Annotated in this window: 23 protein-coding genes and 1 tRNA gene; 6 read left to right on the top strand and 18 right to left on the bottom strand. The window is 70.9% G+C overall.

Features of this window, described 5'->3' with window-relative positions; translation table 11 throughout:
- Positions 1-14 precede the first annotated feature (14 nt).
- The 4 genes from HEP73_RS13505 to HEP73_RS13490 form a co-directional block, all read right to left on the bottom strand.
- Positions 15-91: transfer RNA gene (locus HEP73_RS13505), tRNA-Pro, on the bottom strand.
- A gap of 60 nt (positions 92-151) precedes the next feature.
- Positions 152-262, bottom strand: a complete 111-nt coding sequence (cydX, locus tag HEP73_RS13500) for a cytochrome bd-I oxidase subunit CydX (protein ID WP_003470310.1) — start codon at positions 260-262, stop codon at positions 152-154.
- A gap of 34 nt (positions 263-296) precedes the next feature.
- Positions 297-1,448 (bottom strand): cytochrome d ubiquinol oxidase subunit II, encoded by a 1,152-nt coding sequence (cydB, locus tag HEP73_RS13495; RefSeq protein WP_185820370.1) that lies wholly within the window; start codon positions 1,446-1,448, stop codon positions 297-299.
- A 19-nt stretch (positions 1,449-1,467) separates the two neighbouring features.
- Positions 1,468-3,057 (bottom strand): cytochrome ubiquinol oxidase subunit I, encoded by a 1,590-nt coding sequence (locus HEP73_RS13490; RefSeq protein WP_185820369.1) that lies wholly within the window; start codon positions 3,055-3,057, stop codon positions 1,468-1,470.
- Positions 3,058-3,258: 201 nt separating this feature from the next.
- Here HEP73_RS13490 and HEP73_RS13485 point away from each other — a divergent pair, with 201 nt between their 5' ends.
- Both HEP73_RS13485 and cydC read left to right on the top strand, forming a co-directional pair.
- Positions 3,259-5,178, top strand: a complete 1,920-nt coding sequence (locus tag HEP73_RS13485; RefSeq protein ID WP_185820368.1) for an ABC transporter ATP-binding protein/permease — start codon at positions 3,259-3,261, stop codon at positions 5,176-5,178.
- The gene (gene cydC / locus HEP73_RS13480) at positions 5,175-6,854 is read left to right on the top strand and encodes a thiol reductant ABC exporter subunit CydC (RefSeq protein WP_185820367.1); all 1,680 of its coding nucleotides are present in this window, start codon (positions 5,175-5,177) and stop codon (positions 6,852-6,854) included. The genes HEP73_RS13485 and cydC overlap by 4 nt, the downstream gene beginning before the upstream one ends.
- Positions 6,855-6,959: 105 nt before the next feature.
- Here cydC and HEP73_RS13475 read toward each other — a convergent pair whose 3' ends face one another.
- From HEP73_RS13475 to ccmA, 11 genes are all read right to left on the bottom strand, one after another.
- Positions 6,960-7,586 (bottom strand): cold shock and DUF1294 domain-containing protein, encoded by a 627-nt coding sequence (locus tag HEP73_RS13475; RefSeq protein WP_185820366.1) that lies wholly within the window; start codon positions 7,584-7,586, stop codon positions 6,960-6,962.
- Between the two features lie 26 nt (positions 7,587-7,612).
- A complete protein-coding gene (gene metX, locus HEP73_RS13470) occupies positions 7,613-8,725 on the bottom strand; it encodes a homoserine O-acetyltransferase MetX (RefSeq protein WP_185820365.1) in 1,113 nt (370 codons plus the stop codon).
- A 188-nt stretch (positions 8,726-8,913) separates the two neighbouring features.
- Positions 8,914-9,990 (bottom strand): tetratricopeptide repeat protein, encoded by a 1,077-nt coding sequence (locus tag HEP73_RS13465; protein ID WP_185820364.1) that lies wholly within the window; start codon positions 9,988-9,990, stop codon positions 8,914-8,916.
- 4 nt (positions 9,991-9,994) lie between these two features.
- A complete protein-coding gene (locus HEP73_RS13460) occupies positions 9,995-10,441 on the bottom strand; it encodes a cytochrome c-type biogenesis protein (RefSeq protein ID WP_185820363.1) in 447 nt (148 codons plus the stop codon).
- Entirely contained in the window at positions 10,438-11,040 is a 603-nt protein-coding gene (locus tag HEP73_RS13455) for a DsbE family thiol:disulfide interchange protein (RefSeq protein ID WP_185820362.1), read from the bottom strand. Before HEP73_RS13455 ends, HEP73_RS13460 begins: the two co-directional genes overlap by 4 nt.
- Positions 11,040-12,974, bottom strand: a complete 1,935-nt coding sequence (locus HEP73_RS13450) for a heme lyase CcmF/NrfE family subunit (RefSeq protein ID WP_185820361.1) — start codon at positions 12,972-12,974, stop codon at positions 11,040-11,042. The genes HEP73_RS13455 and HEP73_RS13450 overlap by 1 nt, the downstream gene beginning before the upstream one ends.
- 120 nt (positions 12,975-13,094) lie before the next feature.
- Entirely contained in the window at positions 13,095-13,547 is a 453-nt protein-coding gene (ccmE, locus tag HEP73_RS13445; RefSeq protein ID WP_185820360.1) for a cytochrome c maturation protein CcmE, read from the bottom strand.
- The gene (locus HEP73_RS13440) at positions 13,544-13,717 is read right to left on the bottom strand and encodes a heme exporter protein CcmD (protein ID WP_003474125.1); all 174 of its coding nucleotides are present in this window, start codon (positions 13,715-13,717) and stop codon (positions 13,544-13,546) included. The genes ccmE and HEP73_RS13440 overlap by 4 nt, the downstream gene beginning before the upstream one ends.
- Positions 13,714-14,463, bottom strand: a complete 750-nt coding sequence (gene ccmC, locus HEP73_RS13435) for a heme ABC transporter permease CcmC (protein WP_185820359.1) — start codon at positions 14,461-14,463, stop codon at positions 13,714-13,716. Before ccmC ends, HEP73_RS13440 begins: the two co-directional genes overlap by 4 nt.
- A gap of 115 nt (positions 14,464-14,578) precedes the next feature.
- A complete protein-coding gene (gene ccmB / locus HEP73_RS13430) occupies positions 14,579-15,274 on the bottom strand; it encodes a heme exporter protein CcmB (RefSeq protein WP_179563973.1) in 696 nt (231 codons plus the stop codon).
- Complete coding sequence (gene ccmA, locus HEP73_RS13425; protein WP_047324868.1) at positions 15,271-15,918, bottom strand: heme ABC exporter ATP-binding protein CcmA; 648 nt, start codon at positions 15,916-15,918, stop codon at positions 15,271-15,273. The genes ccmB and ccmA overlap by 4 nt, the downstream gene beginning before the upstream one ends.
- A gap of 219 nt (positions 15,919-16,137) precedes the next feature.
- Between ccmA and HEP73_RS13420 the strand changes: the two genes are divergently transcribed.
- From HEP73_RS13420 to HEP73_RS13410, 3 genes are all read left to right on the top strand, one after another.
- Positions 16,138-17,286, top strand: a complete 1,149-nt coding sequence (locus tag HEP73_RS13420; protein WP_185820358.1) for a pyridoxal phosphate-dependent aminotransferase — start codon at positions 16,138-16,140, stop codon at positions 17,284-17,286.
- 149 nt (positions 17,287-17,435) lie between these two features.
- Positions 17,436-18,266, top strand: a complete 831-nt coding sequence (locus tag HEP73_RS13415) for an amidohydrolase (RefSeq protein WP_185820357.1) — start codon at positions 17,436-17,438, stop codon at positions 18,264-18,266.
- Between the two features lie 88 nt (positions 18,267-18,354).
- Entirely contained in the window at positions 18,355-18,792 is a 438-nt protein-coding gene (locus tag HEP73_RS13410; RefSeq protein WP_185813157.1) for a hypothetical protein, read from the top strand.
- Positions 18,793-18,873: 81 nt separating this feature from the next.
- Here the strand turns inward: HEP73_RS13410 and HEP73_RS13405 are convergent, their stop codons facing one another.
- A complete protein-coding gene (locus HEP73_RS13405; RefSeq protein ID WP_185820356.1) occupies positions 18,874-19,566 on the bottom strand; it encodes a hypothetical protein in 693 nt (230 codons plus the stop codon).
- 255 nt (positions 19,567-19,821) lie between these two features.
- Between HEP73_RS13405 and HEP73_RS13400 the strand changes: the two genes are divergently transcribed.
- Positions 19,822-20,448, top strand: a complete 627-nt coding sequence (locus tag HEP73_RS13400; RefSeq protein ID WP_185823419.1) for a hypothetical protein — start codon at positions 19,822-19,824, stop codon at positions 20,446-20,448.
- A gap of 446 nt (positions 20,449-20,894) precedes the next feature.
- Here HEP73_RS13400 and HEP73_RS13395 read toward each other — a convergent pair whose 3' ends face one another.
- Together HEP73_RS13395 and scpB are read right to left on the bottom strand one after the other, a co-directional pair.
- Positions 20,895-22,466: a pseudouridine synthase gene (locus HEP73_RS13395; RefSeq protein WP_185820355.1), complete on the bottom strand. Its 1,572-nt coding sequence runs from the start codon at positions 22,464-22,466 to the stop codon at positions 20,895-20,897.
- Positions 22,459-23,472, bottom strand: a complete 1,014-nt coding sequence (scpB, locus tag HEP73_RS13390) for an SMC-Scp complex subunit ScpB (RefSeq protein ID WP_185820354.1) — start codon at positions 23,470-23,472, stop codon at positions 22,459-22,461. The genes HEP73_RS13395 and scpB overlap by 8 nt, the downstream gene beginning before the upstream one ends.
- Positions 23,473-23,493 lie beyond the last annotated feature (21 nt).

The following is a 23,493-nucleotide window of genomic DNA, read 5'->3' as shown; positions in this document are numbered from 1 at the left end:
TGTGACCGTAAAACTGGTCGGGGAGACAGGATTCGAACCTGCGACCTCTACGTCCCGAACGTAGCGCTCTACCAGACTGAGCTACACCCCGAAGGAGCCGCACATGATACGGGGGTCACCCGCATTCGGCAAGATCCTTTGCGAAAAAATTTCAGTCGGCGGCGTCGGGGGCGGCGCCCTCGCGCGCCTCGAACCACATGCCGTTGAGGATGGCGGCGGTGGAGGCCAGGCCAACACCGAGAATCCAGGCGAAATACCACATGCTGCAATCTCCTATGCGAATGGGTTGAACGCGCTCAGTACGCGTTGGGGTTGTCGTCCAGCGAGGCGGCGCTGACCTTGCCCTTCAGCACCCGGTACACCCAGGTGGTGTAGCCGATGATGATCGGCAGGAACAGCGCGGTGGCCAGCAGCATGATCCACAGGGTCAGGCGGCTGCTGGAGGCGTCCCACACGGTCAGGCTGGAGCCGGGCTGGCTGGAGGAGGGCAGCAGGAACGGGAAGATCGCAAAGCCGACGGTGAGGATGATGCCGGCGATGGCCGCGCCCGAGGCGAGGAACGCCAGCCCGCCGCGGCGCTTGTGCAGCAGTACCGCGCTGAGCAGCAGGCCGAGCAGGCCGGCCACCGGCGCCAGCGCGGTCAGCGGCATCGACTGGTAGTTGTGCATCCAGCCGCCGACCTCGCCGAGCACCGCGGTCTTCAGCAGCGGGTTGGTGGCGCCGTCGGTGACCGCTTGCGAGGTCACCTCATAGCCGGGCAGGCCCAGCGCCACCCACACGCCGCCGGCGGCGAACAGCGCGCACGCCACCAGCGCCGCCACGCTGCCGTAGCGGGCCGCGCGCTCGGCTACCGGGCCGTCGGTCTTCAGCACCAGCATCGCCGCGCCGTGCGCCACCAGCATGCTCACGCTGAGCAGGCCGGCGAGCAGCGCGAACGGCATCAGCAGGCCGAAGAACGTGCCGGTGTAGAACACCCGCAGCGTGTCGTCGAAGTGGAACGGCACGCCCAGCACCACGTTGCCCACCGCCACGCCCATGATCAGCGCCGGGATGAAGCCGCCGACGAACAGCGCCCAGTCCCAGCCGTTGCGCCAGCGCTGGCTGGGCAGCTTGCCGCGGAACTTGAACCCGACCGGGCGCAGGATCAGCGCGAACAGGATCACGAACATGGCCAGGTAGAAGCCGGAGAAGCTGACCGCGTACAGCGGCGGCCAGGCGGCGAAGATCGCGCCGCCGCCGAGCACCAGCCAGACCTGGTTGCCTTCCCAGACCGGGCCGATGGTGTTGACCACCAGCCGGCGTTCGGCGTCGTTCCTGGCCACGAACGGCAGCAGCGCGCCGACGCCCAGGTCGAAACCGTCCATCACCGCGAAACCGATCAGCAGGATGCCGAGCAGCAGCCACCAGATCAGGCGCAGCGTGGTGTAGTCCAATGCAATGAAGTCCATCGTCATTCTCCTGCCGGGATCAGAGTTGACCGGCGGCCGCGGTGGCGGCAAGGGGCGCGGCGGGGCGCGGGGTCGGCTGCAGCAGCGTGGGCAGGTGGTCCGGGCCCTTGCGGATCGCCTTGAGCATCAGCTTGATTTCGATGACCAGCAGCACGGTGTAGATCGCCACGAAGCCGGCCAGGGTGATCAGGATCTCGTGCAGGGCCAGGCCGGAGGCGGCGTAGAACGTGGGCAGCACGCCTTCCACCGCCCACGGCTGGCGGCCGTACTCGGCGACGAACCAGCCGCATTCGATCGCGATCCACGGCGCCGGCAGGGACCACAGCGCCAGCTTCAGGAACCAGCGCTTGTCCTCGAAGTTGTGCTTGCACGAGAACCACATCGCGGCGATGAAGAACGCGATCAGGTAGAAGCCCAGGCCGGCCATCACCCGGAACGTCCAGAACAGCGGCAGTACGCGCGGTACCGTGTCGAGCGCGGCCTTGGAGATTTCTTCCGGCGTGGCGTTGAGGATGTCGTCGCGATAGCGCTTGAGCAGCAGGCCGTGGCCCAGGTCCTGCCAGTGGCGGTCGAACACCTCGCGCGCCTGCACGTCGTTGCGGTCGGCCTTGAGCCGTTCCAGCGCGCCGTAGGCGATCTGGCCGCCGCGGATGCGGTGCTCGGCGCGCCCGACCAGTTCCAGGATGCCGGGAATCGGCGTGTTCAGCGAGCGCGTGGCGACCAGGCCCATCAGGTACGGCACCTTGATCGCGTAGTCGTTCTTGCCGGTGGCCTGGTTGGGAATGCCGAAGGCGGTGAAGTCGGCCGGCGCCTGTTCGGTCTCCCACATCGCCTCGATCGCGGCCAGCTTCATCTTCTGGTGCTCGTTGGCGGCATAGCCGCTCTCGTCGCCGAGCACCACCACCGACAGCGAGGACGCCAGGCCGAACGCGGCGGCCACCGCGAACGAGCGCCGCGCGATGTCGCGGTGCGTGCCGCGCAGCAGGAACAGCGCGCTGATCGACATCACGAACACCGCGCCGGTCACGTAGCCGGCGCTGACCGTGTGCACGAACTTGGCCTGCGCCACCGGGTTGAACACCACCGCCATGAAATCGACCACTTCCATGCGCATCGTGTCCGGATTGAACACCGCGCCGGTCGGGTTCTGCATCCAGCCGTTGGCGATCAGGATCCACACTGCCGACAGGTTGGTGCCCAGCGCCATCAGCCAGGTCACCATCAGGTGCTTGACCGGCGACAGCTTGTTCCAGCCGAAGAAGAACAGGCCGATGAAGGTGGCTTCCAGGAAGAACGCCATCAGCCCTTCGATCGCCAGCGGCGCGCCGAAGATGTCGCCGACGTAGTGGCTGTAGTAGGACCAGTTCATGCCGAACTGGAACTCCATGACGATGCCGGTGGCCACGCCCATCGCGAAGTTGATGCCGAACAGCACGCCCCAGAACAGTGCCATGCGCCGCCAGACTTCCTTGCGGGTCATGACGAACACGCTCTCCATGATCGCGATCATGAAGGACAGGCCGAGGGTGAGCGGGACGAACAGGAAGTGGTACATGGCGGTCATGGCGAATTGCAGCCGCGACAGCTCTACGACAGTGGTGTCGATCATGGCTGTGCTACCTCGTGGGGAATGTGCATCTGGGTGGCCGGGTGGCGGTAGGTTGAGGGCGATGTTCCGCTTCCGCCGCGCGCGGGGCCTTGATCCAGATCAATGCCCTTGCCGGCCGCGATCGGCATCGTGGCGGCACGCGGCGGTCCCCATCCGGATGCCGCCTTACAATGGCGGCCCGTTCGCCGCGCAGAGTCCGTTTTGACCGATCCCGCCGAGTCGTCCGCCATACCGCCTGCCGAGTCGCCGCACCTGCGGCGGCAACGCGTGCGCTGGCTGGCGTCGCTGGCCAGCGCGGCGCGTGGGCGGCAACGGCTGGCCGCGGCCGCGATCAGCCTGTCCGGGGCGCTGCTGATCGTGCAGGCCGGCGCCATCGCCTGGCTGCTGCAGGCCTTGCTGGTGGAGGGTAGTGAACTGCCGCAGGCGCTGCCCGCCTTCGCCGTCCTGGCGCTGGTGCTGGTCGTGCGCGCGATGCTCGGCGCCTGCGCGCAGCGCGCCGCCGGCGATGTCGCCGATGCGGCGAAGTTCGAACTGCGCCGGCGCGTGTACCGGCGCCTGCTGCAGCGCGGCCCGCTGTGGCTGCGCAGCCAGCGCAACGGCGAACTGGGCGAATTGCTGCTGGCCCACGGCGACGCGCTGGACGGCTACTACGCCGGCTACCAGCCGGCGCGGCTGGAAGTGAGCGTGGTGCCGTTGCTGATCCTGCTCGCGGTCGGCTGCAGCGACTGGGTGGTGGGCCTGCTGCTGCTGTTCACCGCGCCGCTGGTGCCGATCTTCATGATGCTGGTCGGCTGGGGCGCCGAAGCCGCCGGGCGCCGTCAGCTGCGCGAGCTGGCGCGGATGGGCGGGCATTTCGCCGACCGGCTCAAGGGCCTGGGCCTGCTGCGCCTGTACGGCCGCGGCGAGGACGAACTGCGCGGCATCGCCGCCGCCGCCGAGGGCGTGCGCGAACGCACCTTGAAGGTGTTGCGCATCGCGTTCCTGTCCTCGACCGTGCTCGAGTTCTTCGCCTCGGTCAGCGTGGCGATGGTGGCGATGTACCTGGGCCTGAGCTACCTGGGCATGATCGCGCTGCATGCGGCGGTGCCGACCCTGGGCGTGGGCGTGTTCTGCCTGCTGCTGGCGCCGGAGTTCTACGCGCCGCTGCGGCGCCTGGCCGCGCACTACCACGACCGCGCCAACGCGCTGGCGGCGGCGGCCGAAGTGGAGCGCCTGCTTGGTGAGTTGCCGGATGCGGCGACAGCGCTGGTGCCGTCTATGTCGTCGCCGGCCGTTGCCGCGCCGGCGCTCGCATCGCTGGCGCCGCCGGTGTCTGTGCCACCTGCGCCCGCGATGCCGGCAACGCCCGATGGGTACGCAGTGCCGTCGCCTGCAGCACCGCCGACGCCTGCGGTGCCTGCAACGCTCGCACTGCCTGAAAAGCCTTCAGTCCCCGCAGTGCCCATGGCGCTGGCGACGCCGGCAGCGCCAGCGCAGCCGCTGCTGCGCGCCGAAGGGCTGACGCTGCGCCCACAAGGCGCGCGCTGCGATGCGCTGCAGGATCTGTCCTTCAGTCTGCAGCCTGGCCAGCGCCTGGCTCTGGTCGGACCCAGCGGCAGCGGCAAGAGCACGCTGCTCGAAGCGCTGGCCGGCTGGCTGCCGCCGCGCGCCGGTAGCCTGCAACTGCGTCCCGGATTGCGCGTCGGCTATGCCGGGCAGCGCCCGTACCTGTTCCACGGCAGCATCGCCGACAACCTGCGCCTGGCCGCTCCGCGGGCCAGCGCCGCGCAGCTGCACGCCGCGGCCGAGGCGGCGCAGGTCATGCGCTTCGCCGCGCACCTGCCGCTGGGCCTGGAGACCGTGATCGGCGAGCGCGGCTTCGGCCTGTCCGGCGGCGAGGCGCGGCGCATCGGCCTGGCGCGGCTGCTGCTGCGCGATCCCGAACTGTTGCTGCTCGACGAACCCACCGCCTTCCTCGACCCGGACACCGAAACCGAACTGCTGCGCACCCTGGCCGCCTTCAGCCACGGCCGCAGCATGATCGTCGCCACCCACAGCGAGGCCGCGATGCGTTGGGCCGACTGCGTGCTGCGACTGCCGGCGCGCGCGGCGACGGACGACGCGATCGGAGCGGCGCCATGAGCGGTCCCGCGCGCGACGACGACCTGCGCAGCGTGTTCGGCCGCCACCTCGGCCGCCTGCTGCTGACCGCGCTGCTGCTGCTGTGCACGATGCTGGCCGGGGTCGGCCTGCTCGGCCTGTCCGGCGGCTTCCTGACCGCCGCGGCGCTGGCCGGCGTGGCCGGCATGGGCAGCGGCTTCAACTTCTTCTCGCCCTCGGCCGGCATCCGTGCCTTGACCTTCGCGCGCATCGCTTCGCGCTACGGCGAAAAGCTGGTCGGCCATGACGCTACCTTGCGCATCGCCCGCGACCTGCGCGTGTGGTTCTTCCGCCGCGCGCTGCCGTTGGCACCGGCCAAACTCGGCGCCAGCCGCACCGGCGAACTGCTGGCGCGCCTGATGTCCGATATCGGCGAGGTCGATGGCCTGGTGGTGCGCGCGTTGGCACCGCTGGCGGCGTTGTTGGGCGTCGGCGTGGCCGGCGTGGCCGCGGCCGCCGCGATCTACTGGCCGGCGGCGCTGCTGTTGGCGGTGCTTGCAGTAGCGATCGGCGCCGGCGTGCCGTGGCTGGTCGCGCGCGGCGGCCGCGTGCGCGAGCAGCGTCGCGCGCAGCAGCGCGAGACGCTGCGCACGCTGGCCTACGAAGGCCTGGAAGGTGCCGCCGACCTGGCCGCGCTGGACGCGCAGGCCGACTGGATCGCGCGCGTGGACGCCAGCGCGCACGACCTGCGCGCGCAGGACCGCCAGCAGCGGCAGCGCCTGATCGGCGGCAATGCGCTGCACGCGCTGTGCGCCGCGCTGGGCTTGCTGGCGATGCTGTGGATCGCGCTGGGCGCGGCGCGCGCCGATCTGATCGGCGCCGAGCAGGCGGCCGGATTGATCTTCCTCACCGTGGCCCTGCTCGAAGTCTGGGCGGGCGCCGGCCTGGCCTGGCAGGCGCTGCAATCCGGCCGCGTCGCCGCGCAGCGGCTGCAGGCCATCGCCGGCCAGAGCGCGCCGGTGGCCGACGCCGCGCAGCCGCAACCGCTGCCCGATGTCGGCGACGTGCAGTTCGACGCCGTCGTCTTCGCCTGGCCCGGCGAGACCCGGAATGTGCTCGACGGCATCGACCTGCGCATCGCCCCGGGCGAGCGCGTGGCCATCTGCGGCGACAGCGGCAGCGGCAAGACCACGTTGTCGGCGCTGCTGCTGCGCTTGTGGGATCCGCAGCAGGGCAGCGTCCGCTATGCCGGCGTGGACCTGCGCGAGCTGGCCCAGGCGCAATGGCACCAGCGTATCGCCTGGCTGCCGCAGGGCGCGCCGGTGTTCGCCGGCAGCGTGCGCGACAACCTGCGCCTGGGCGCGATCGATGCCGACGACGCCAGCTTGCAGCGCGCGCTCGCCGACGTACGCCTGGGCGCGTGGCTGCACGAAGTCGGCGGCCTGGACGCCTGGCTGGGCGAGAACGGCGCGACCATGTCGGCCGGCCAGGCGCGGCGCCTGGCCCTGGCCCGCGCGCTGCTGCGCAACGCGCCGCTGCTGGTGCTGGACGAGCCCACCGAGGGCCTGGACGTGGACACGGCGCAGGCCTTGCTGCGCGACCTGACCAGCGCGCTCGGACAGCGCAGCCTGCTGCTGATCAGCCACGACGCGCTGCCCGATGGCGTGGTGCACGCGCGCTATCGGTTACAGCAGGGGCGGCTCGTGCCGCTCAGCTGAGCCGCACCGGTAGCGTGCCGGGTCAGCCATTGGTGCCGTCTGCGGCGAACGCAGCGCACAGGCATGCGCCGCGCCAGGCGCACACGGGCCGCGCCGCGGCGCGGATCACGCGCTCAGCAAATTGCGCAACGCCTGCGCGTCCGCCGCCAGCAGCAGCCAGGCCAGCGCGAACAGGTTGAGCAGCACCGCGGCCCAGAACACGAACTGAAAGCTGGTCTTGCGCGATTTGTGCCGAAACTGGCCCTGCGCGAACAGCGCGCCTGGCCAGCCGCCGGCCAGCGCCAGCAATTGCAGCGTCGCCTCCGGGGTCCGCCACTGGCCGCGCTGTGCCGCCGACTTGTCGATGCCATACAACAGCAGCGCGGCGGCGCTGCAGCCCAGGTAGCAGGCCGCCAGCCACCACGGCACGCGCCCGCTCGCTGCGGCACCGACGATGGCCAGCAAGGCGCCGGCACCGAGCCAGCGTCGCGGCAGCCAGGGCGCTGCATGCGCCGCCCCGCGGCGTGCGCCCGGCAGCGTGGCGCGAACCGCGTGGATACGCACGGCGGACACGCGCCCACGCGCATCGGTCGCGGTTTCGTAGGTGATCGCATCGCCGTCGCGCGGCCGCCGTCCCGCGCGCCGCTCGAACGCCTGGATATGCACGAAGGCGCGCGTGCCGCCGCCGTTGGGAACGACAAAGCCGAAACCGCTGGCGTCGTTCCAATCGCTCAGGCGTCCTTGATAGCGCATCGCACGGGCATCGCGCGTGTCGCGGCTCAGCATTGCGCCAGGAACGCGCGCACCGCCGGCCCGAAACGCGCGAAATCGACCAGGAACGCATCGTGTCCCTGCGGCGAGTCCAGGCCCAGGAACTGCGCGTCGGCGCCGCCGGCGCGCAGGCCGTCGGCGATCTGCTGCTGTTGCTGCACCGGGAACAGGATGTCGGTGTTGGCGCCGATCGCCAGCGCGCGTTCGATGCGGATCGTCGCCAGCCCGGCGAGCACGTGGCCGCCGGCGTATTCGGCCAGGTCGAACCAGTCCATCGAACGGCTCAGATACAGGTAGCAGTTCGGGTCGAAGCGGCGCACGAAGCGTCGCGCATGGCCTTCCAGGTAGCTTTCGACCTGGAATTCCAGGCCGAACGGATCCTCGTCGGCCTGGTCCGAATCCAGCCGCACGCGGCCGAAGCGGCCATCCCATTCCAGCGCCGAACGGTAGGTGATGACGCCCAGCTTGCGCGCCATGCGCATGCCCGACTCCGGATACGTGGCCTCGTCGTAGTCGCCGCCGTTCCAGTTCGGATCCAGGCGGATCGCCTCGCGCTGCAGCGAGCGGATCGCGATCGAGAACGGCAATGCCTGCGCGCTGCCGGAGATGTTGATGTGGCTGCGCGCCAGCCCCGGGTGCTGGCGCAGCAGCGCCAGCGCGGTCATGCCGCCCATCGAGTTGCCGATCACGCACGCCAGCCGCTCGATGCCCAGCGCGCGCACCACGTGCGCGGCGGCGTCGGCGACGTCTTCGATCGACAGTTCCGGGAAGCGCAGGCGATACGGTTGCGCGTCGTCCGGATCCGGCGAGGCCGGGCCGGTCGAGCCCTTGCAGCTGCCCAGCGAATTCACGCAGATCACGAACCAGCGCTGCGTGTCGATCGGCTTGCCGGCACCGAGCATCGCCTCCCACCAGCCGGGACTAGGGTCGTCGGCGTGCGCGGCGGCGTGCGCGTCCGGCGACAGCCCGGTGACGATCAGGATCGCGTTGCCGCGGTCCGCCGCCAGCGTGCCCCAGGTCTCGTAGGCGACGCGCGCATCGCGCAGCTGGCCGCCGCGCTTCATCGGGAACGGCGAGGGCAGGGCGAGGAAGCGGCTGCCGGGAGGAATGAATTCGGTCATGCGCCGATTCTAGCCGTGCCGCGGCGGACGCGGCGTGCGTGCGGCGTGGCGAAGGACGGTGCGGAGGCGATGCGGGCGCGGTCGATGCCCCCTGTAGGAGCGGCTTCAGCCGCGACATGGGCACCGGAAGGGTGTCGACTGCGGAAAATTGCTGTCGCGGCTGAAGCCGCTCCTACAGGGACGCCGAGCTATGGCTTGCCGAGCACCAACTCCACCGGCGTCGCCGTCGGCAGCGTCACTGTGACCGGTGCCGATTCCAGGTCGCCTTCCTGGCGCATCGCGTTGCCGCTGTTGGAGAGCCGCGCCAGCACCTGCACCTGCTTGAGCTGCGACAGCTTCTGCGTCGGCATCGGGCTGTCGCCGTCGCTCAGGGTCACGCGCAGCGGCAGCGACTGCAGCGGATGCTTCTGCACCGCGACTGGCATCGGCGGGCCGCCGGGCACGCGCGCGATCACGAACACACTGGCGTCGCCGCGCACGCGCACGCGTGCGGCGAAGTCCGGGTCCAGCGACACCGCAACGGTGAGCGTGCCGGCAGTGGCGGGTGCAGACGAAGCGGCAGGGTTCTGCGCGGCCGTTGCGCTTGCCGCAGCCGTCGCCGCTGCGCCTGATGCGGCGGCCGGCAGCGCCGGCAAGCCGGCATCGGCACGCGCAGCATCGATCTGCGGACGCAGCGCCGCGGCGGTGGCGGCATCCACGCGCGGCAGCAGCGCTTCCCAGGTCGCCGCGGCCTCGGCATGTTGGCCACGCTGGCGCTGCGCGATGCCCAGGAACCAGGCGGCGCGCTCGTTGTTCGGTTCGACCTGCAAGGCATGCTGCAGCCAGGCGATGCCTTGCGCATCGAACTGGCGCTGCGGCGTGGCCAGCGCGCGCGCTTCGGCCGCCTGCACCAGCCATTGCGCTGCGTCCGGCGCCAGCTGCACCGCACGTGCGAATGCGGCGGCGGCTTCGTTGGGGCGGCCCAGCGACATCTGCGAGCGCGCCAGCAGCGCCCAGCCTTCGGCGCGACCGGGATCCTTGGCCAGTGCCGCCTGCAACTGCGCCACCCCGTCTTCCAGGTTGCGCGGGGCTTCGCGGTTCTGCGCCTGCAGCGCGCGCGGCGTGCCGACCAGTGCATACAGCGCGGCGGCCGCCACGCCCAGCGCCAGCACCGCGACCGCGAGCAGCGGCGCGCCGCCGCGGCTGCGCCGCAACGGCCACAACACCGCGCCGAACACCAGCGCGGCCAGGGCCGCCGCGGCGGCATGCATGCCCCAGCTCAGCATCGCCTCACCATTCCTGTTCCTCCTGCGCCGGCGGCGCAGCGGCGGCCGGCGCGCGGCGGCGCACCACCCAGACCACGAGCAGCGCACCGGCGCCGAGCAGCAGCAACGGCCCGAACCACAGCAGCCAGGTGCGCGCTTCCACCTGCGGCCGGTACAGCACGAACTCGCCGTAGCGATCGACCAGGAAGCGCTTGATCTCCGCGTCCGAACGCCCCTGCTGCATCAGTTGCAGCACTTCGCGGCGCAGGTCCAGCGCGATCTGCGCATGCGAGTCGGCCAGCGACTGATTCTGGCACTGCACGCAGCGCAGTTCGGCGGTCAGCGCATGGAAGCGCGCTTCCTCGGCCGCCGAGCGGTACGCCAGCGGGGTCTGATCGGCCACCGGCTGCGCGCCGGCGTGCCCGGCGCACGCCAGCAGCACCAGCAGCAGCGCGAGCCAACGGCGCGTCACGGTGCAGCCCGGCCCTGCTTGGCGGCCGGCGCGTCGCGCTCGGCCTGCAACAGCGCCGGCAGCAGTTCGTCCTGCACGATCTGGTCGGTCAATGCGCCCGAATGCTTCCAGCGCACCACGCCGTGCGCGTCGACCAGGAAGGTCTCCGGCGCCGCGGCCACGCCCCAGTCGATCGCGGTGCGTCCTTCCGGATCGAACAGCACCACGAAGAACGGATTGCCCAACTGCTCCAGCCAGTGCAGCGCGTCTTCGCGGGTGTCCTTCCAGTCGTAGCCGATCACCCGCACGCGCTTGGTCAGCGCGAAGCGGGTCAGCACCGGGTGTTCCTCGCGGCAGGTGGCGCACCAGCTGCCCCACACGTTGAGCACGTACGGCGCGCCGCGCAGTTCGGCGCTGCGCACATGGATCGACGCATCGTGCAGCACCGGCAGTTCAAACGCCGGCGCCGGCTTGCCGATCAGCGCCGACGGCAGCGCATCGCGATCGGCCACCCCGGAACGCTGCACCGCATAGAACATCAGCGCCAGCAGGCCGAGGAAGAACAGGGCGCCGAGCACGATGGCGGCGAGCGGCAGGCGGCGTGGAGCAGGAGCGGACATCAGGATTTCTCCGGGGAACGACGGAAGCGCCGGTCGCCGGCGGTGACGAAGCCACCCAGCGCCATCAGCGCCGCGCCGAGCCAGATCCAGCGAACGAACGGTTTGACATGCAGGCGCATCGCCCAGGCGTTGCCGCCCAGCGGTTCGCCCAGGGCGATATAGACGTCGCCGAACAGGCCGGGATGGATGCCGGCCTCGCTCAGGCTCTGCCCGCCGCTGGCGTAGACGCGCTTTTCCGGATGCAGCAGCGCCAGCGGGCGGTCGTCGCGCAGCACCTGCACGTGCGCGCGTTCGGACACGTAGTTGGGGCCGCGGATCTCGTCCAGGCTCTGGAACTGGAAGCGGTAGTGGCCCATCTGCAGGCTCTGCCCCGGCGCCAGCGCCACTTCGCGTTGCTGGTCCAGCGCTTCCACCAGCAGCGCGCCGGTCAGGAACACGGCGATGCCGGCATGCGCCAGGGTCATGCCCAGCATCTCGGCGGTGAAGCGGCTGCCCTTGAGCTGGAAGCGGCTCCACACGAAACGCGCGGTGCCCAGCAGCACCCAGGCCGCGCCGGCCACGCCGGCGGCGGTCTTCCACGGTCCCTGCGGCGCCAGGAAGAAACCGAGCACGCCGGCCAGCAAGGCAAGCCCGGCCCACGGCGCCAGCAGCGCCAGCGGCCGCGACGGCTGTTCGCGCTGCCAGCGGGTCAGCGGGCCGAATGGCAGCAGCGCCACCAGCGGCGCCATCAGCACCAAGAACAGGGTGCCGAAGTAGGGCGGGCCGACCGACAGCTTGCCCAGTCCCAGCGCGTCGGCCAGCAGCGGATACAGCGTGCCCAGCAGCACCATCGCGCAGGCGCAGGTCAGCAGCAGGTTGTTGGCCAGCAGCAGGGTTTCGCGCGAGGACGCGGCGAAGCGCTGGCGTTCGTCGCCGGCGCTGGCGCCGACGCGTCCGCCGCGCAGCGCGTACAGCAGCAGCGCGCCGCCGCAGACCAGGCTCAGGAACACCAGGATGAACAGGCCGCGGCCAGGATCGGCGGCGAACGAGTGCACGCTGGTCAGCACCCCCGAGCGCACCAGGAACGTGCCCAGCAGCGACAGCGAGAACGCCGCGATCGCCAGCAGCAGCGTCCATGCGGTGAAGCTGCCGCGCTTTTCGGTCACCGCCTGCGAATGCAGCAGCGCCGCGCCGGCCAGCCACGGCATGAAGCTGGCGTTCTCCACCGGGTCCCAGAACCACCAGCCGCCCCAGCCCAGCTCGTAGTACGCCCACCAGCTGCCCAGCGCGATGCCGATGGTCAGGAAACCCCAGGCCACGTTGGTCCACGGCCGCGTCCAGCGCAGCCAGCGCGCATCGACATGGCCGTCGAGCAGTGCGGCGATGGCGAACGCGAACGGCACCGCGAAGCCGACGTAGCCGGCGTACAGCAGCGGCGGGTGGATCACCAGGCCCGGGTCCTGCAGCAGCGGATTGAGGTCGCGGCCTTCCAGCGGCGCCGGCAGCAGCCGCGCGAACGGGTTGGAGGTGAACAGCAGGAACGCCAGAAATCCCAGGCTGACCAGCGCCAGCGTGCCGATCACCCGCGCCACCACCGGCGCCGGCAGGCTGCGCGAGAACAGCGCCACCGCGCCGGTCCACAGCGCCAGGATCAGCGTCCACAGCAGCAGCGAGCCTTCGTGCGCGCCCCATACCGCCGAATAGCGGTAGATCAGCGGCAGCAGCGAGTTGGAGTTCTCGGCCACGTAGGCCACCGAGAAATCCTGCACCAGGAACGCATGGGTCAGCACCGCGAAGGCGCCGGCGACCAGCGCCAGCTGCGCGAACGCGGCCGGCCGCGCCACCGCCATCCAGCGCGCGTCGCCGCGCTGCGCGCCGGCCAGCGGCACCGCCGCCTGCAGCAGCGCGGCGAGCAGGGCCAGGATGAGGAGGATCTGGCCGAGTTCAGGGAGCATGGCGGGGCCGGGACTCGGGACCCGGGACTCGGGACCCGGAAAAGCGGGACCGCGCGCGGCCTGGGCGTCGGCTGTTACGAGTCCCCAGTCCCGAGTCCCGCGTCCCGCAAAAAGCTCCAGTCACCGCGCCGCCTCCGCCACATCGTGCTTGCGATGCGCACTGCCCATCTTCTCTTCCAGTTCCTTGGGCATGTAGGTCTCGTCGTGCTTGGCCAGCACGTCCTCGGCCACGAACACGCCGTCGTGCATGCGGCCGGTGGCCACCACCGCCTGGCCTTCGCGGAACAGGTCGGGCAGGATCCGGTCGTAGCTGACGGTGAGCTGCGCATCGCCGTCGGTGACCCGGAAACGCGCCAGCAGCGAACCGGGCGCGCGCTGGAACGAGCCTTTCTCGACCATGCCGCCGAGGCGGAAGCGCGCGTGCTCGGCGGTCTTGCCGGCCAGCACTTCGGCCGGGGTGTACAGGTAGGCGGTGTTGCGCTGCAGGGCCATCGCCACCAGCGTGGTGGTCAGGCCGGCGGCCAGCACCAGCACCATCAACAGCAGCAGGCGGCGCTTGCGTTGCGGGGTCATCGGCTCAGGTCCAGCGTGGCCGGGTCGGGCTTGGGCTGCTGCTTGCGCTGCGCGCGCAGCCGTGCCGCGCGCAGGGCGCCGCGCAGTTGCAGCCGCGCCAGCACGAAGTCGGCCAGCAGCACGCCGACGAACACCGCATAGGCGCCGATCACGTAGGGCAGGTAGTTCATCCGCGCGCCTCCGCCAGTTTCGCCACCCAGCCCTTGCCGGCCTCGCGGCGCAGGTTGTCGGCGCGCGCGCGCGCCAGCAGCGAGCCGGCGAACCAGAACTTGGTCGCCGCCACCATCAGCCACAGCGGTGGCAGCATGCTCGGGTCCATGCTCGACTGGCCGAACAGGCGGATGGTCTGGCCCTGGTGCAGCGAGTTCCACCACACCACCGAATAGCGGATCACCGGCAGCAGCACCACGCCGACGATGGCCAGCAGCCCGGCCGCGCGCGCGGCGTTGCGGCGATCCTCGATCGCCAGGTACAGGCCCATCACCCCGATGTACAGGAACAGCAGGATCAGTTCGGTGGTCAGGCGCGGGTCCCAGTCCCACCAGGCGCCCCACATCGGCTTGCCCCAGATGCTGCCGGTCAGCAGGGTGATCACGGTGAAGGCGGCGCCGATCGGCGCGCAGGCCATCGCCAGCACCTCGCACAGCTTGATCCGCCACACCTGCGCGATCGCCGCGTACAGCGCCATCAGCCCGAACACGAACAGGCTCATCCAGGCGCTGGGCACGTGGATGTAGAGGATGCGGAAGGCGTCGCTCTGCAGGCGGTCGGCCGGCACCACGAACAGCGCCTGCCAGATCCCCAGCCCGCCCAGCAGCAGCGCGGCCAGATAGCACCACGGCGTCCAGCGCGCGGCGAAGCGGTCGAAGGCGGGGGGCGAACCGAGTTGGTGGAACCAGCGGACGACGGAGGACATGCGGTCGATTCTAGCGGGCGGGGGGCTTGCTACGGTGCGGCGACAGCGGTGCGACGATGGACCTGGACAATACGATGGTACGGCCCGCGCCGCGCCGGCGCTGCGCCAAATGCGCTCAGCTCAACGAGATGCGGATCGCCGCCGCCGCCGCCAGCGGCGCCAGCACCAAGCCCAGCACCAGCCCGGCCGCCAGCAGCAGCAGGCCGCCGCTGGGATCCAGGCCCTGCGCCGCGGCCGCCACGCTGCCGGCGCCGAACACCAGCACCGGCACGTACAGCGGCAGCGCCAGCAGCGCGACCAGGATCCCGGCGCGCTTCATGCTCACCGTCAGCGCCGCCACCACCGCGCCGATCAGGCTCAGCAGCGGCGTGCCCAGCGCCAACGATGCCAGCAGCACCGGCATGCGGTCATGCGGCAGGTGCAGCAATTCGCCCAGCAGCGGGGTCGCCACGATCAGCGGCAGCGCGGTGGTCAGCCAGTGCAGCAGCACCCGCACCAGCACCAGCCAGGCCAGCGGCACCGGCGCCAGCAGCCACTGTTCCAGCGAGCCGTCCTCGGCGTCGCCGCGGAACAGGCTGTCCAGCGCCAGCAGTCCGGCCAGCAGCGCCGCCAGCCACAGCGCGGCGCCGGCGACCTCGCCGAGCAGGCGCGGCTGGTTGCCCAGCGCCAGCGCGAACAGGGCCACGATCAGCAGCGCGAACAGCGCCGGCTGCAGCGCGTCGCCGCGGCGCCGCCACAGCAGGCGCAGGTCGCGCAGCAGCAGCGCGCGGGTGGCCTGCCACAACGAGGGCACCGGTGCGGCCAGGCTCATGCGGCCACCCCGCTCAGGCTCAGCATGCGCGTGCGCACCGGCGGCGCGGCGTAGGCGCCATGGGTGGTGACCAGCGCCGCACCGCCGCTGCGCAGGTGCGCGGCGATCATCCGGTTGACCAGGGTGATGCCGTCCAGGTCGAGGTTGGCGTAGGGCTCGTCGAGCAGCCACAGCGGCGCCGGCGACAGCCACACCCGGGCCAGCGCCAGGCGCTTCTTCTGCCCGGCCGACAGCTGCCGCACCAGGGTGTCCTCGTAGCCGGCCAGGCCGACGATGGCCAGCGCGCTGCCCGGCATCTGCTTGGCGCGGCGGCCTTGCAGGCCGCACAGGTAGTGCAGGTTCTCCAGGGTGCTCAGGTCCGCCTTCAGCGCGCCCAGGTGGCCTAGGTAGGCCATGTAGCGCGCGCGGTCGCCGCGGCGCACCGGGCGGCCGTCGATCTCGATGCGCCCGGCCTCGGCGCGCAGCAGCCCGACCAGCACCCGCAGCAGGGTGGTCTTGCCGGCGCCGTTGTCGCCCTGCACCAGCAGCGCCTCGCCCGCATCCAGATGGAAGTCCAGTGGGCCGAACACGGCGGCGTCGTCGCGGGCGAAGGTGAGCCCGTGCGCGGCCAGCAGCGGCGGCGGGGAATGCAGCGGATCGGTCATCGGCGGAGTGCCGCACCGGGACGGGCGCGGCGGCAGGCGGTGGGTGCGGGAGGCGCGCATTGTATCGGCATGCGGCCACCCGGCGCGGGCGCGGTTGCGGCGACTGCGGTGCCGCTGCCGCGGGGCTGCGCGAGGAACGCTGTTTTGCGCGGCGGCGACGCATCGCCGGCAAGCGGCTTTGCGTACACTCGACGCTTTCCCGCTCCCGTACCCGGACGCATGCACCCGCAGACCAAGCTGCCCAAGGTGGGCACCACCATCTTCACCGTGATGTCGCAACTGGCCGCCGAGCACGGCGCGGTCAACCTGGGCCAGGGCTTTCCCGACTTCGCCGCGCCGGCGCGGCTGATCGACACGCTGGCCCAGGCGATGCGCGAGGGCCACAACCAGTATCCGCCGATGACCGGGGTGCCGGTGCTGCGCCAGGCGATCGCCGGCAAGGCGTTGCGCTGCTACGGCGCGCAGGTCGATCCGGACACCGAAGTGACCGTGACCAGCGGCGCCACCGAGGCGCTGTTCAACGCCATCCATGCGGTGGTGCGGCCGGGCGAGGAAGTGATCGTGCTGGATCCGGCCTACGACAGCTACGAGCCGGCGATCGACCTGGCCGGCGCGCGCGCGGTGCACGTGCCGCTGGACCCGCAGACTTTCGCGGTGGACTGGGAACGGGTACGCGCGGCGATCACTCCGCGTACGCGGCTGCTGATCCTCAACAGCCCGCACAACCCGTCCGGCGCGATGCTCGGCGCCGACGACCTGCAGGCGGTCGCCGACCTGCTGCGCGGCAGCGACATCTTCCTGATCTCCGACGAGGTCTACGAGCACATCGTGTTCGACGGCCGCCGCCACGAATCGGTACTGCGCTGGCCGGAACTGCGCGAACGCGCCTTCGTCGTCTCCAGCTTCGGCAAGACCTACCACTGCACCGGCTGGAAGATCGGCTACGCGATCGCGCCGCCGGCCCTGAGCGCCGAATTCCGCAAGGTCCACCAGTACAACACCTTCACCAGCTTCGGCCCGGCCCAGTACGCCTTCGCCGCGATGATCCGCGACGAGCCCGAACACGACGAACAGCTCGGCGCGTTCTACCAGGCCAAGCGCGACCGCTTCCGCGAACAGCTGCTCACCACTAGGCTGAAGCCATTGCCGGTGCCGGGCGGCTACTTCCAACTGGTCGACTACTCGGCCATCAGCGACCTGCCCGACACCGAGTTCGTGAAGTGGCTGACCATCGAGAAGGGCGTGGCCGCGATCCCGCTGTCGCCGTTCTACCAGACCCCACCGCCCGGCCAGCGCTTGGTCCGGCTGTGCTTCGCCAAGAACGAAGCGACGCTGGATGCGGCGATCGAGCGGTTGCGCGCGCTGTAGCGCGCAACCGCCGGGATTGGGGATTCGGGATTGGGGATTCGTAGAAGCTAGGTACCCTTTAGCGGAAAGTCTGCTTCCCGATCCCAATCACGAGTTCAAATCCCGCTTTTGCCAATCCCGAATCCCCAATCCCAAATCCCGGCCCCTCAATGAACGACCTCCGCATCTCCCTGATCCAAGGCGACACCCGCTGGCACGATCCGGCCGGCAATCGCGCGCACTACGCCGAGCTGCTGGCGCCGCTGGCCGGGGCCACCGACCTGGTGATCCTGCCGGAGACCTTCACCAGCGGTTTCTCCAACGAGGCGCTGGACCAGGCCGAGGGCATGGACGGGCCGACCGTGGCCTGGATCCGCGAGCAGGCGGCGCGGCTGGGCGCGGCGGTGACCGGCAGCGTGCAGTTGCGCGTGCCCGGCGAGGACGGTGTCGCGAAGGTGTTCAACCGCCTGCTGTGGGCCACGCCCGACGGCGCGCTGCAGCACTACGACAAGCGCCACCTGTTCCGTTACGCCAACGAGCACCAGAGCTATGCCGCCGGGCGCGAGCGGCTGTGCGTGGAGTGGAAGGGCTGGCGGATCAATCCGCAGGTCTGCTACGACCTGCGCTTCCCGGTGTTCTGCCGCAACCGCTACGACGTCGAACGTCCCGGCCAGCTGGATTTCGACCTGCAACTCTTCGTCGCCAACTGGCCGTCGGCGCGCGCCTACCCGTGGCGCACCCTGCTGCGCGCGCGCGCGATCGAGAACCTGTGCTTCGTGGCCGCGGTCAACCGGGTGGGCGAGGACGGCAACGGCCTGCACTATGCCGGCGACAGCGCGGTGATCGACTTCCTCGGCCAGCCGCAGCTGGAGATCCGCGAGCGCGAGCAGGTGGCCACCACCACGATCTCGGCGGCGGCGCTGGCCGCGCACCGCGCGCGCTTCCCGGCCATGCTCGACGCCGACGCCTTTACCCTCGGCGCGGCCAACGCCGATCGCTGAACGGCGCCGTGCCGTGCCGCGATCGCTGACGCCGTCTTGCATGGCGCGCTGCTAGGCTCGGCGCGTTTCCCATCCACGGAGCGTCGCCATGCACAACAAACTGTTGACCACCGCCGCGCTGCTCGCCGGCATCGCCTTCATGCCGCAGGCGCATGCCGCCGGCAACATCGATTGCCAGCTGCGCTTCAATCTTTCGGGCTGGTCGGTGTTCTACAAGACCGCCAGCGGCACCGGCACCATTACCTGCGACAACGGCTCCAAGATCCCGGTCAAGATCAGCGCCAAGGGCGGCGGCCTGAGCGTGGGCAAGTCGAAGATCGTCGACGGCCGCGGCCGGTTCACCGGCGCCTACACCCTCAACGACCTGTTCGGCACCTACGCCACCGCCGAAGCGCATGCCGGCGCGGACAAGTCCTCCGACGCGCAGGTCATGACCAAGGGCGATATCTCGCTGGCCCTGGCCGGCACCGGCAAGGGCTGGGACCTGGGCGTGGCGGTCGGCGGTTTCACCATCGAGCGGCGCTGAGCCGCGCGGCGCCGTCTGCGATCGCAGCGGCGCCAGGGCGCTGCGGCTTCCCGAAGGAGGCCGCGGCGCCGGCAGGTCCGCTCACTGCTGAGCGAACACCCAGGCCAACTGGCCGCGCACCGGTTCCTTGGTGGCCAGGGTCTGCTTGTACAGCGTACGCGCGGCCCAGCACGCGTCTTCGTCGCTGGCATGCGCCATCTGCGGCAGCACCTTCAGCAGGCGCTGCTGCTGGTCGGAGGGCAGGGCGGTGATCAGGGTGGTCATCGCCGCCTGCACAGCGTCCGGCGCCACGGTCTGCGGCGGCGTGTTGCTCAACTGCGCGTCGGTCGCCTTGAGCGAAATCTCGAACCATTGATCGATCTGCGCCGGCGGCAGCGTCTCCAGCCCCTGCAGCATCGCCGCGCTCATCGCCTGCGCATCGTTCGGGTTGCCGCCGCGGGCCAGCAGCGCGCACTTGGGCACGTCCACTTTTTCGCTGACCGCGGCAAGGATTTCCAGGCGCTGTTCCAGCGTGGCATGGTCCAGCCGGGTGATGCCCTTCTGCGCCAGCTCGAAGCCGGCGCGCTGCGCCTGCGCCTTGTCGCCCTGCTTGAGCAACGCCACGTAGCGCGGGTCGTTGACCAGCTTGCGCAGCATGCGGTCGAACGGCTCGTGCAGCGGCGAACTCTTGGGGTAGGGGTTCTGCGCGGCGGCGACTTCTTCCTGCACCTTCTTGCACGCGCCCAGGCTCAGCACGGCGGCGATCAACAGGGGCAGCAGTATCTTCCGTGACATGGAATCTCCCGATCGGTAGGTGCGCCACCGCGGAAGTGGGCAGCGCAGGATGCGCAGGATATCGGCTTCGCCGGCTTCGCGCATCGGCGCCTCGGGAGTGCGGCCATGCGCGGATGCCGTAGCGGACCTGCGCGCCATGTCCACCTGCGCAGATGCAGACCGGTCGAACGCTTGTTGCGCAGGCAGTCGCTTGCCATGGCAAGATCGCCACCGACATCCGGCGTATGCGCATGCTGCAGGCAGGAGAGGCGATCGATGAGCAGGATCGGGCTGGTGATTGTGTTCATGGCGCTGCTGTCGGCGCGCGAGGCGTCTGCGGCCGGGCAGGGCATGCAAGCCTGCGAGATCGACCGGCCCGGGCTGCTGGCCCTGGATCGGCAACAGTTCGATCAGGACGTGCGCGGTGCCGGCGGCGGTTGGCGCGCCGTGGCGGCGCGTCCCGGCTGCGAAACCGCCGCGGCCGATCTGATCCGCGACTACAGGAAGGCGCATCCCGACGACCCCGGCCTTCTCTATTGGCATGAAGGACAGCTGCGCGCGTTCGCCGGCGACTATCCCGCCGCGATGGCGCTGATGCAGGCGTCCAAGAAGCCCGCGCCGCAGGACCCTACCGGATGGAATCCCTACGTCGATGCGACGATGGCCTTCCTCGCCCACGACAAGCAGGGGCTGGCGGCGGCAAAGCAGGCGCTGGAGGCGCTGCCGCCGGCACCGGACCTGCCGCCGTTGAAGGACGGCGTCATCGAACTGCCGATGCAGGACGGGCAAGTGATCAAGATGCGCTGGCCGCCGAACGCGGACGTGGTCGAAGGGCTGGCGCGGTGCATGGAAAAATCCTACGTCGTGGCCTACAGCCAGGAATGCCGGCCCGGCTCGCCTTAGCGCGCGACATCCAGCAACGAGCGGATCGCGCCACGCTTGCATGTGCATGGGGCGAATCCAGCAAGGAAACCACGTGTTGTCCGTGCCGGAGCGCTGATACGGCAGCGCGCATGTGCAACAGCGGCGCTGATGGTCGCGCCTGTCCGGCCGCCAGCCGACACCGCGCGGCTCGATGACTCGATCGCCAGTCGGACGCTGCAAGGCAGTGCCGGCCGGCGATCCGGCAGACCCGGCGACTCATTCGGGAATCGACGACACGCCCTGGCTGGTGGTACCGCGGCGCGCGTCTGCGTGCCGGCAGCGCTTGCTCCATCTGCCGCTGGCCGCCTTGGCTACTGAGATCTGCAGCGCCTGCCACCTCTGCGCCCAGCAAAAAGGGCGCCGCATGCGCAGGCGCCCTTGGTCTTGGCTGCTGCGGCCGGCAACGGGTGCCGGCCGCATGGTGCTCAGCCGCCGCCGCGCGGACCGCGGTTGCCGCCGCCGCCGGGGCGACCGCCGCCACCCGGACGCCCGCCGCCGGGGCGATTGCCGCCCGGACGACCGCCGGGGCCACCCGGACCGCCCGGGCCGCGCTTCTGCCCGTCGGCGCGCGGACCGGCCGGACGCGCCGAGCGCGGTGCCGCGCCGTACGGGCTGAAGCCGGGGTTGGCATGGTCGGACGGGAAGCTCGGCGCATTGCCCGGATGCCCGTACGGGTGTGCCTTGCGCTGGCCTTGTCCCTGGCCGCCGCGGCCCGGGCCTGCGCCCTGGCCGGCACCGGCGCCGGCGGGGCGCGGCTTGCCGTAGGGACGACCCTGGCCTTGGCCCTGGCCCGGACCACGGGCAGCGGCGGGACCGGCATTGCGGTGGCCGGTCGGACCGGTGCTGACGCCGTCGGGCACGTACCAGGTGCGGAACGCGGCGGGGTTGCCGTCCGGCAGCGGCTTGGGCCCCTTCGGGGTGCGCTGCTTGAACGGCTTCTGCGCCTGCTGGGCGGCCATCTCGCCGCTGACGGTCAGCCCGCCGTGCGGCTTCTTGCCGCCGCGGCCGCGGCCGCGGTCCTCGCGGAAGTTGTCGAAGCGGCGCAGCTCGCGGCCTTCGTCGGCGACGTTGTGGCCGTTGACGTAGGCATTGCCGCCGCGGCCGACCTGCACGGTGGCCTTGGCCGCCTTGCGCTGGCCGATCACCGGCTGCAGGGTCAGCGCCGACGGGGTGCCTTCTTCCAGCTTCAGTTCGGCGCGCAGCGCCTCGACCTTGTCCTGCGCCAGCTCCAGCGACTGCCCGCGCAGCAGCTCGCGCGGCAGGCCCACCTTGCCGTAGCGGGTGCGCTTGAGGCGGCTGACCTGGCAACCCTGCGATTCCCACAGGCGGCGCACTTCGCGGTTGCGGCCTTCCTTGACCACCACGCGGAACCAGTCGTGCGAATCGGTGCCGCCGATGCGTTCGATCTCGTCGAACTTGGCGCCGCCGTCTTCCAGCAGCACGCCGCGCGAGAGGCGCTCGACCATGCTGTCGGGCACCTTGTCCTCGCCTTCCGGGGCGCGCACGCGCACCACGTACTCGCGCTCGATCTCGTAGGACGGATGCATCATCGCGTTGGCCATTTCGCCATCGGTGGTCAGCAGCAGCAGGCCGGTGGTGTTGATGTCCAGGCGGCCGATCGCGATCCAGCGCGCGCCCTTCAGTGCCGGCAGCGCCTCGAAGATGGTCGGGCGGCCTTCGGGATCTTCGCGCGTGGTCACTTCGCCTTCGGGCTTGTTGTAGATCAGCACGCGCGCCGGCTCGGTCAGTGCGCTGGCGACGAAGCTGCGGCCGTCCAGCTCGATCCTGTCGCCGCTCTTGACCGACATGCCGGTCTGCGCGACCTCGCCGTTGACCTTGACCAGGCCGTCGGCGATGCGCTGCTCCAGCGCGCGGCGCGACCCCAGGCCGGCCTGCGCCAGGACCTTGTGCAGGCGTTCTTCCAGTTTCGGCTGCTCGGCGGCATCGCGCTTGAGCGAGAGCTTGTTCAACGACGGCTTGCGGGAGGTGTCACTCATTTACTTGGCTCCGGCCGGCGCGGGGTGCGTCGGCCTGTGGTTCGGAATCGGCATCGTCAACAGCCACGGTCGTCGTCGCGACGGCGTTGTCTTCGGCTTCGTTCGCATCCGCCGCGCGCTCGCCCGGCGCGGCTTCGGGTTCGCCCGTCGGGGCGGTGTCTGCAGACGAGGCAGTCGCCGTGGCGGCGTCTGCATCGGTCTCGCGTTCGGTGTCTGTATCGCTGTGTGCGGCGGCGCTGTCGTCCGCAGCGTGCGGATCGGCTGCGCTGTCGGCTTCGGCCTGTGCGTCCGGATCGGGTGCAGTATCCGGATCGGATGTGGTGTCGTTGTCGACGCTCGCCTCGGCGGGCGGTGCGTCGGCTGCGTCGACATCCGCTGCCGGCTTGGCCGCGTCGGCGTCGGCGTCGGCCGCTCCGGCCTGGGCCATGTCGCCGACCGGCAGGGTGTCGCGGTCCAGCTGCAGTTGCGGTTCCAGTTCGCCGATGTCCTTCAGTTCCGACAGCGGCGGCAGTTCGTCCAGGCGCTTGAGCCCGAAGTAGTCGAGGAAGCCCTTGGTGGTGCCGAACAGCGCCGGCTTGCCGGGCACGTCGCGGTGGCCGACTACGCGGATCCACTCGCGCTCTTCCAGCGCCTGGATGATGTTGCTGCTGACCGCCACGCCGCGCACCTGCTCGATCTCGCCGCGGGTGATCGGCTGGCGGTAGGCGATAAGCGCCAGGGTCTCCAGCGTGGCGCGGGTGTAGCGGGTCTTGCGCTCGGTCCACAGCCGCGCCACCCATGGGTGCACCTCGCTGTTGACCTGGTAGCGGAAGCCCGAGGCCACTTCCACCAGTTCCACGCCGCGCCCGGCGCAGGCCTCGCGCAATTGCTCCAGCGCCCGCTCGATGCTGCCCGGCGGTGCCGGCTCGTCCTCGGGGAACAGGCCGTGCAGCTGGGCCAGCGGCAGCGGTTGGTTGGCGGCGAGCAGGGCAGCCTCGACGATGCGGTTGATCAGCGCTTGATCCATGCGTAAGGGGGTCTTCGAAAA

This window comes from Xanthomonas sp. GW (assembly GCF_014236815.1).
GTDB lineage: Bacteria > Pseudomonadota > Gammaproteobacteria > Xanthomonadales > Xanthomonadaceae > Xanthomonas_A.
This window is presented reverse-complemented; position numbering and strand designations above follow the sequence as displayed.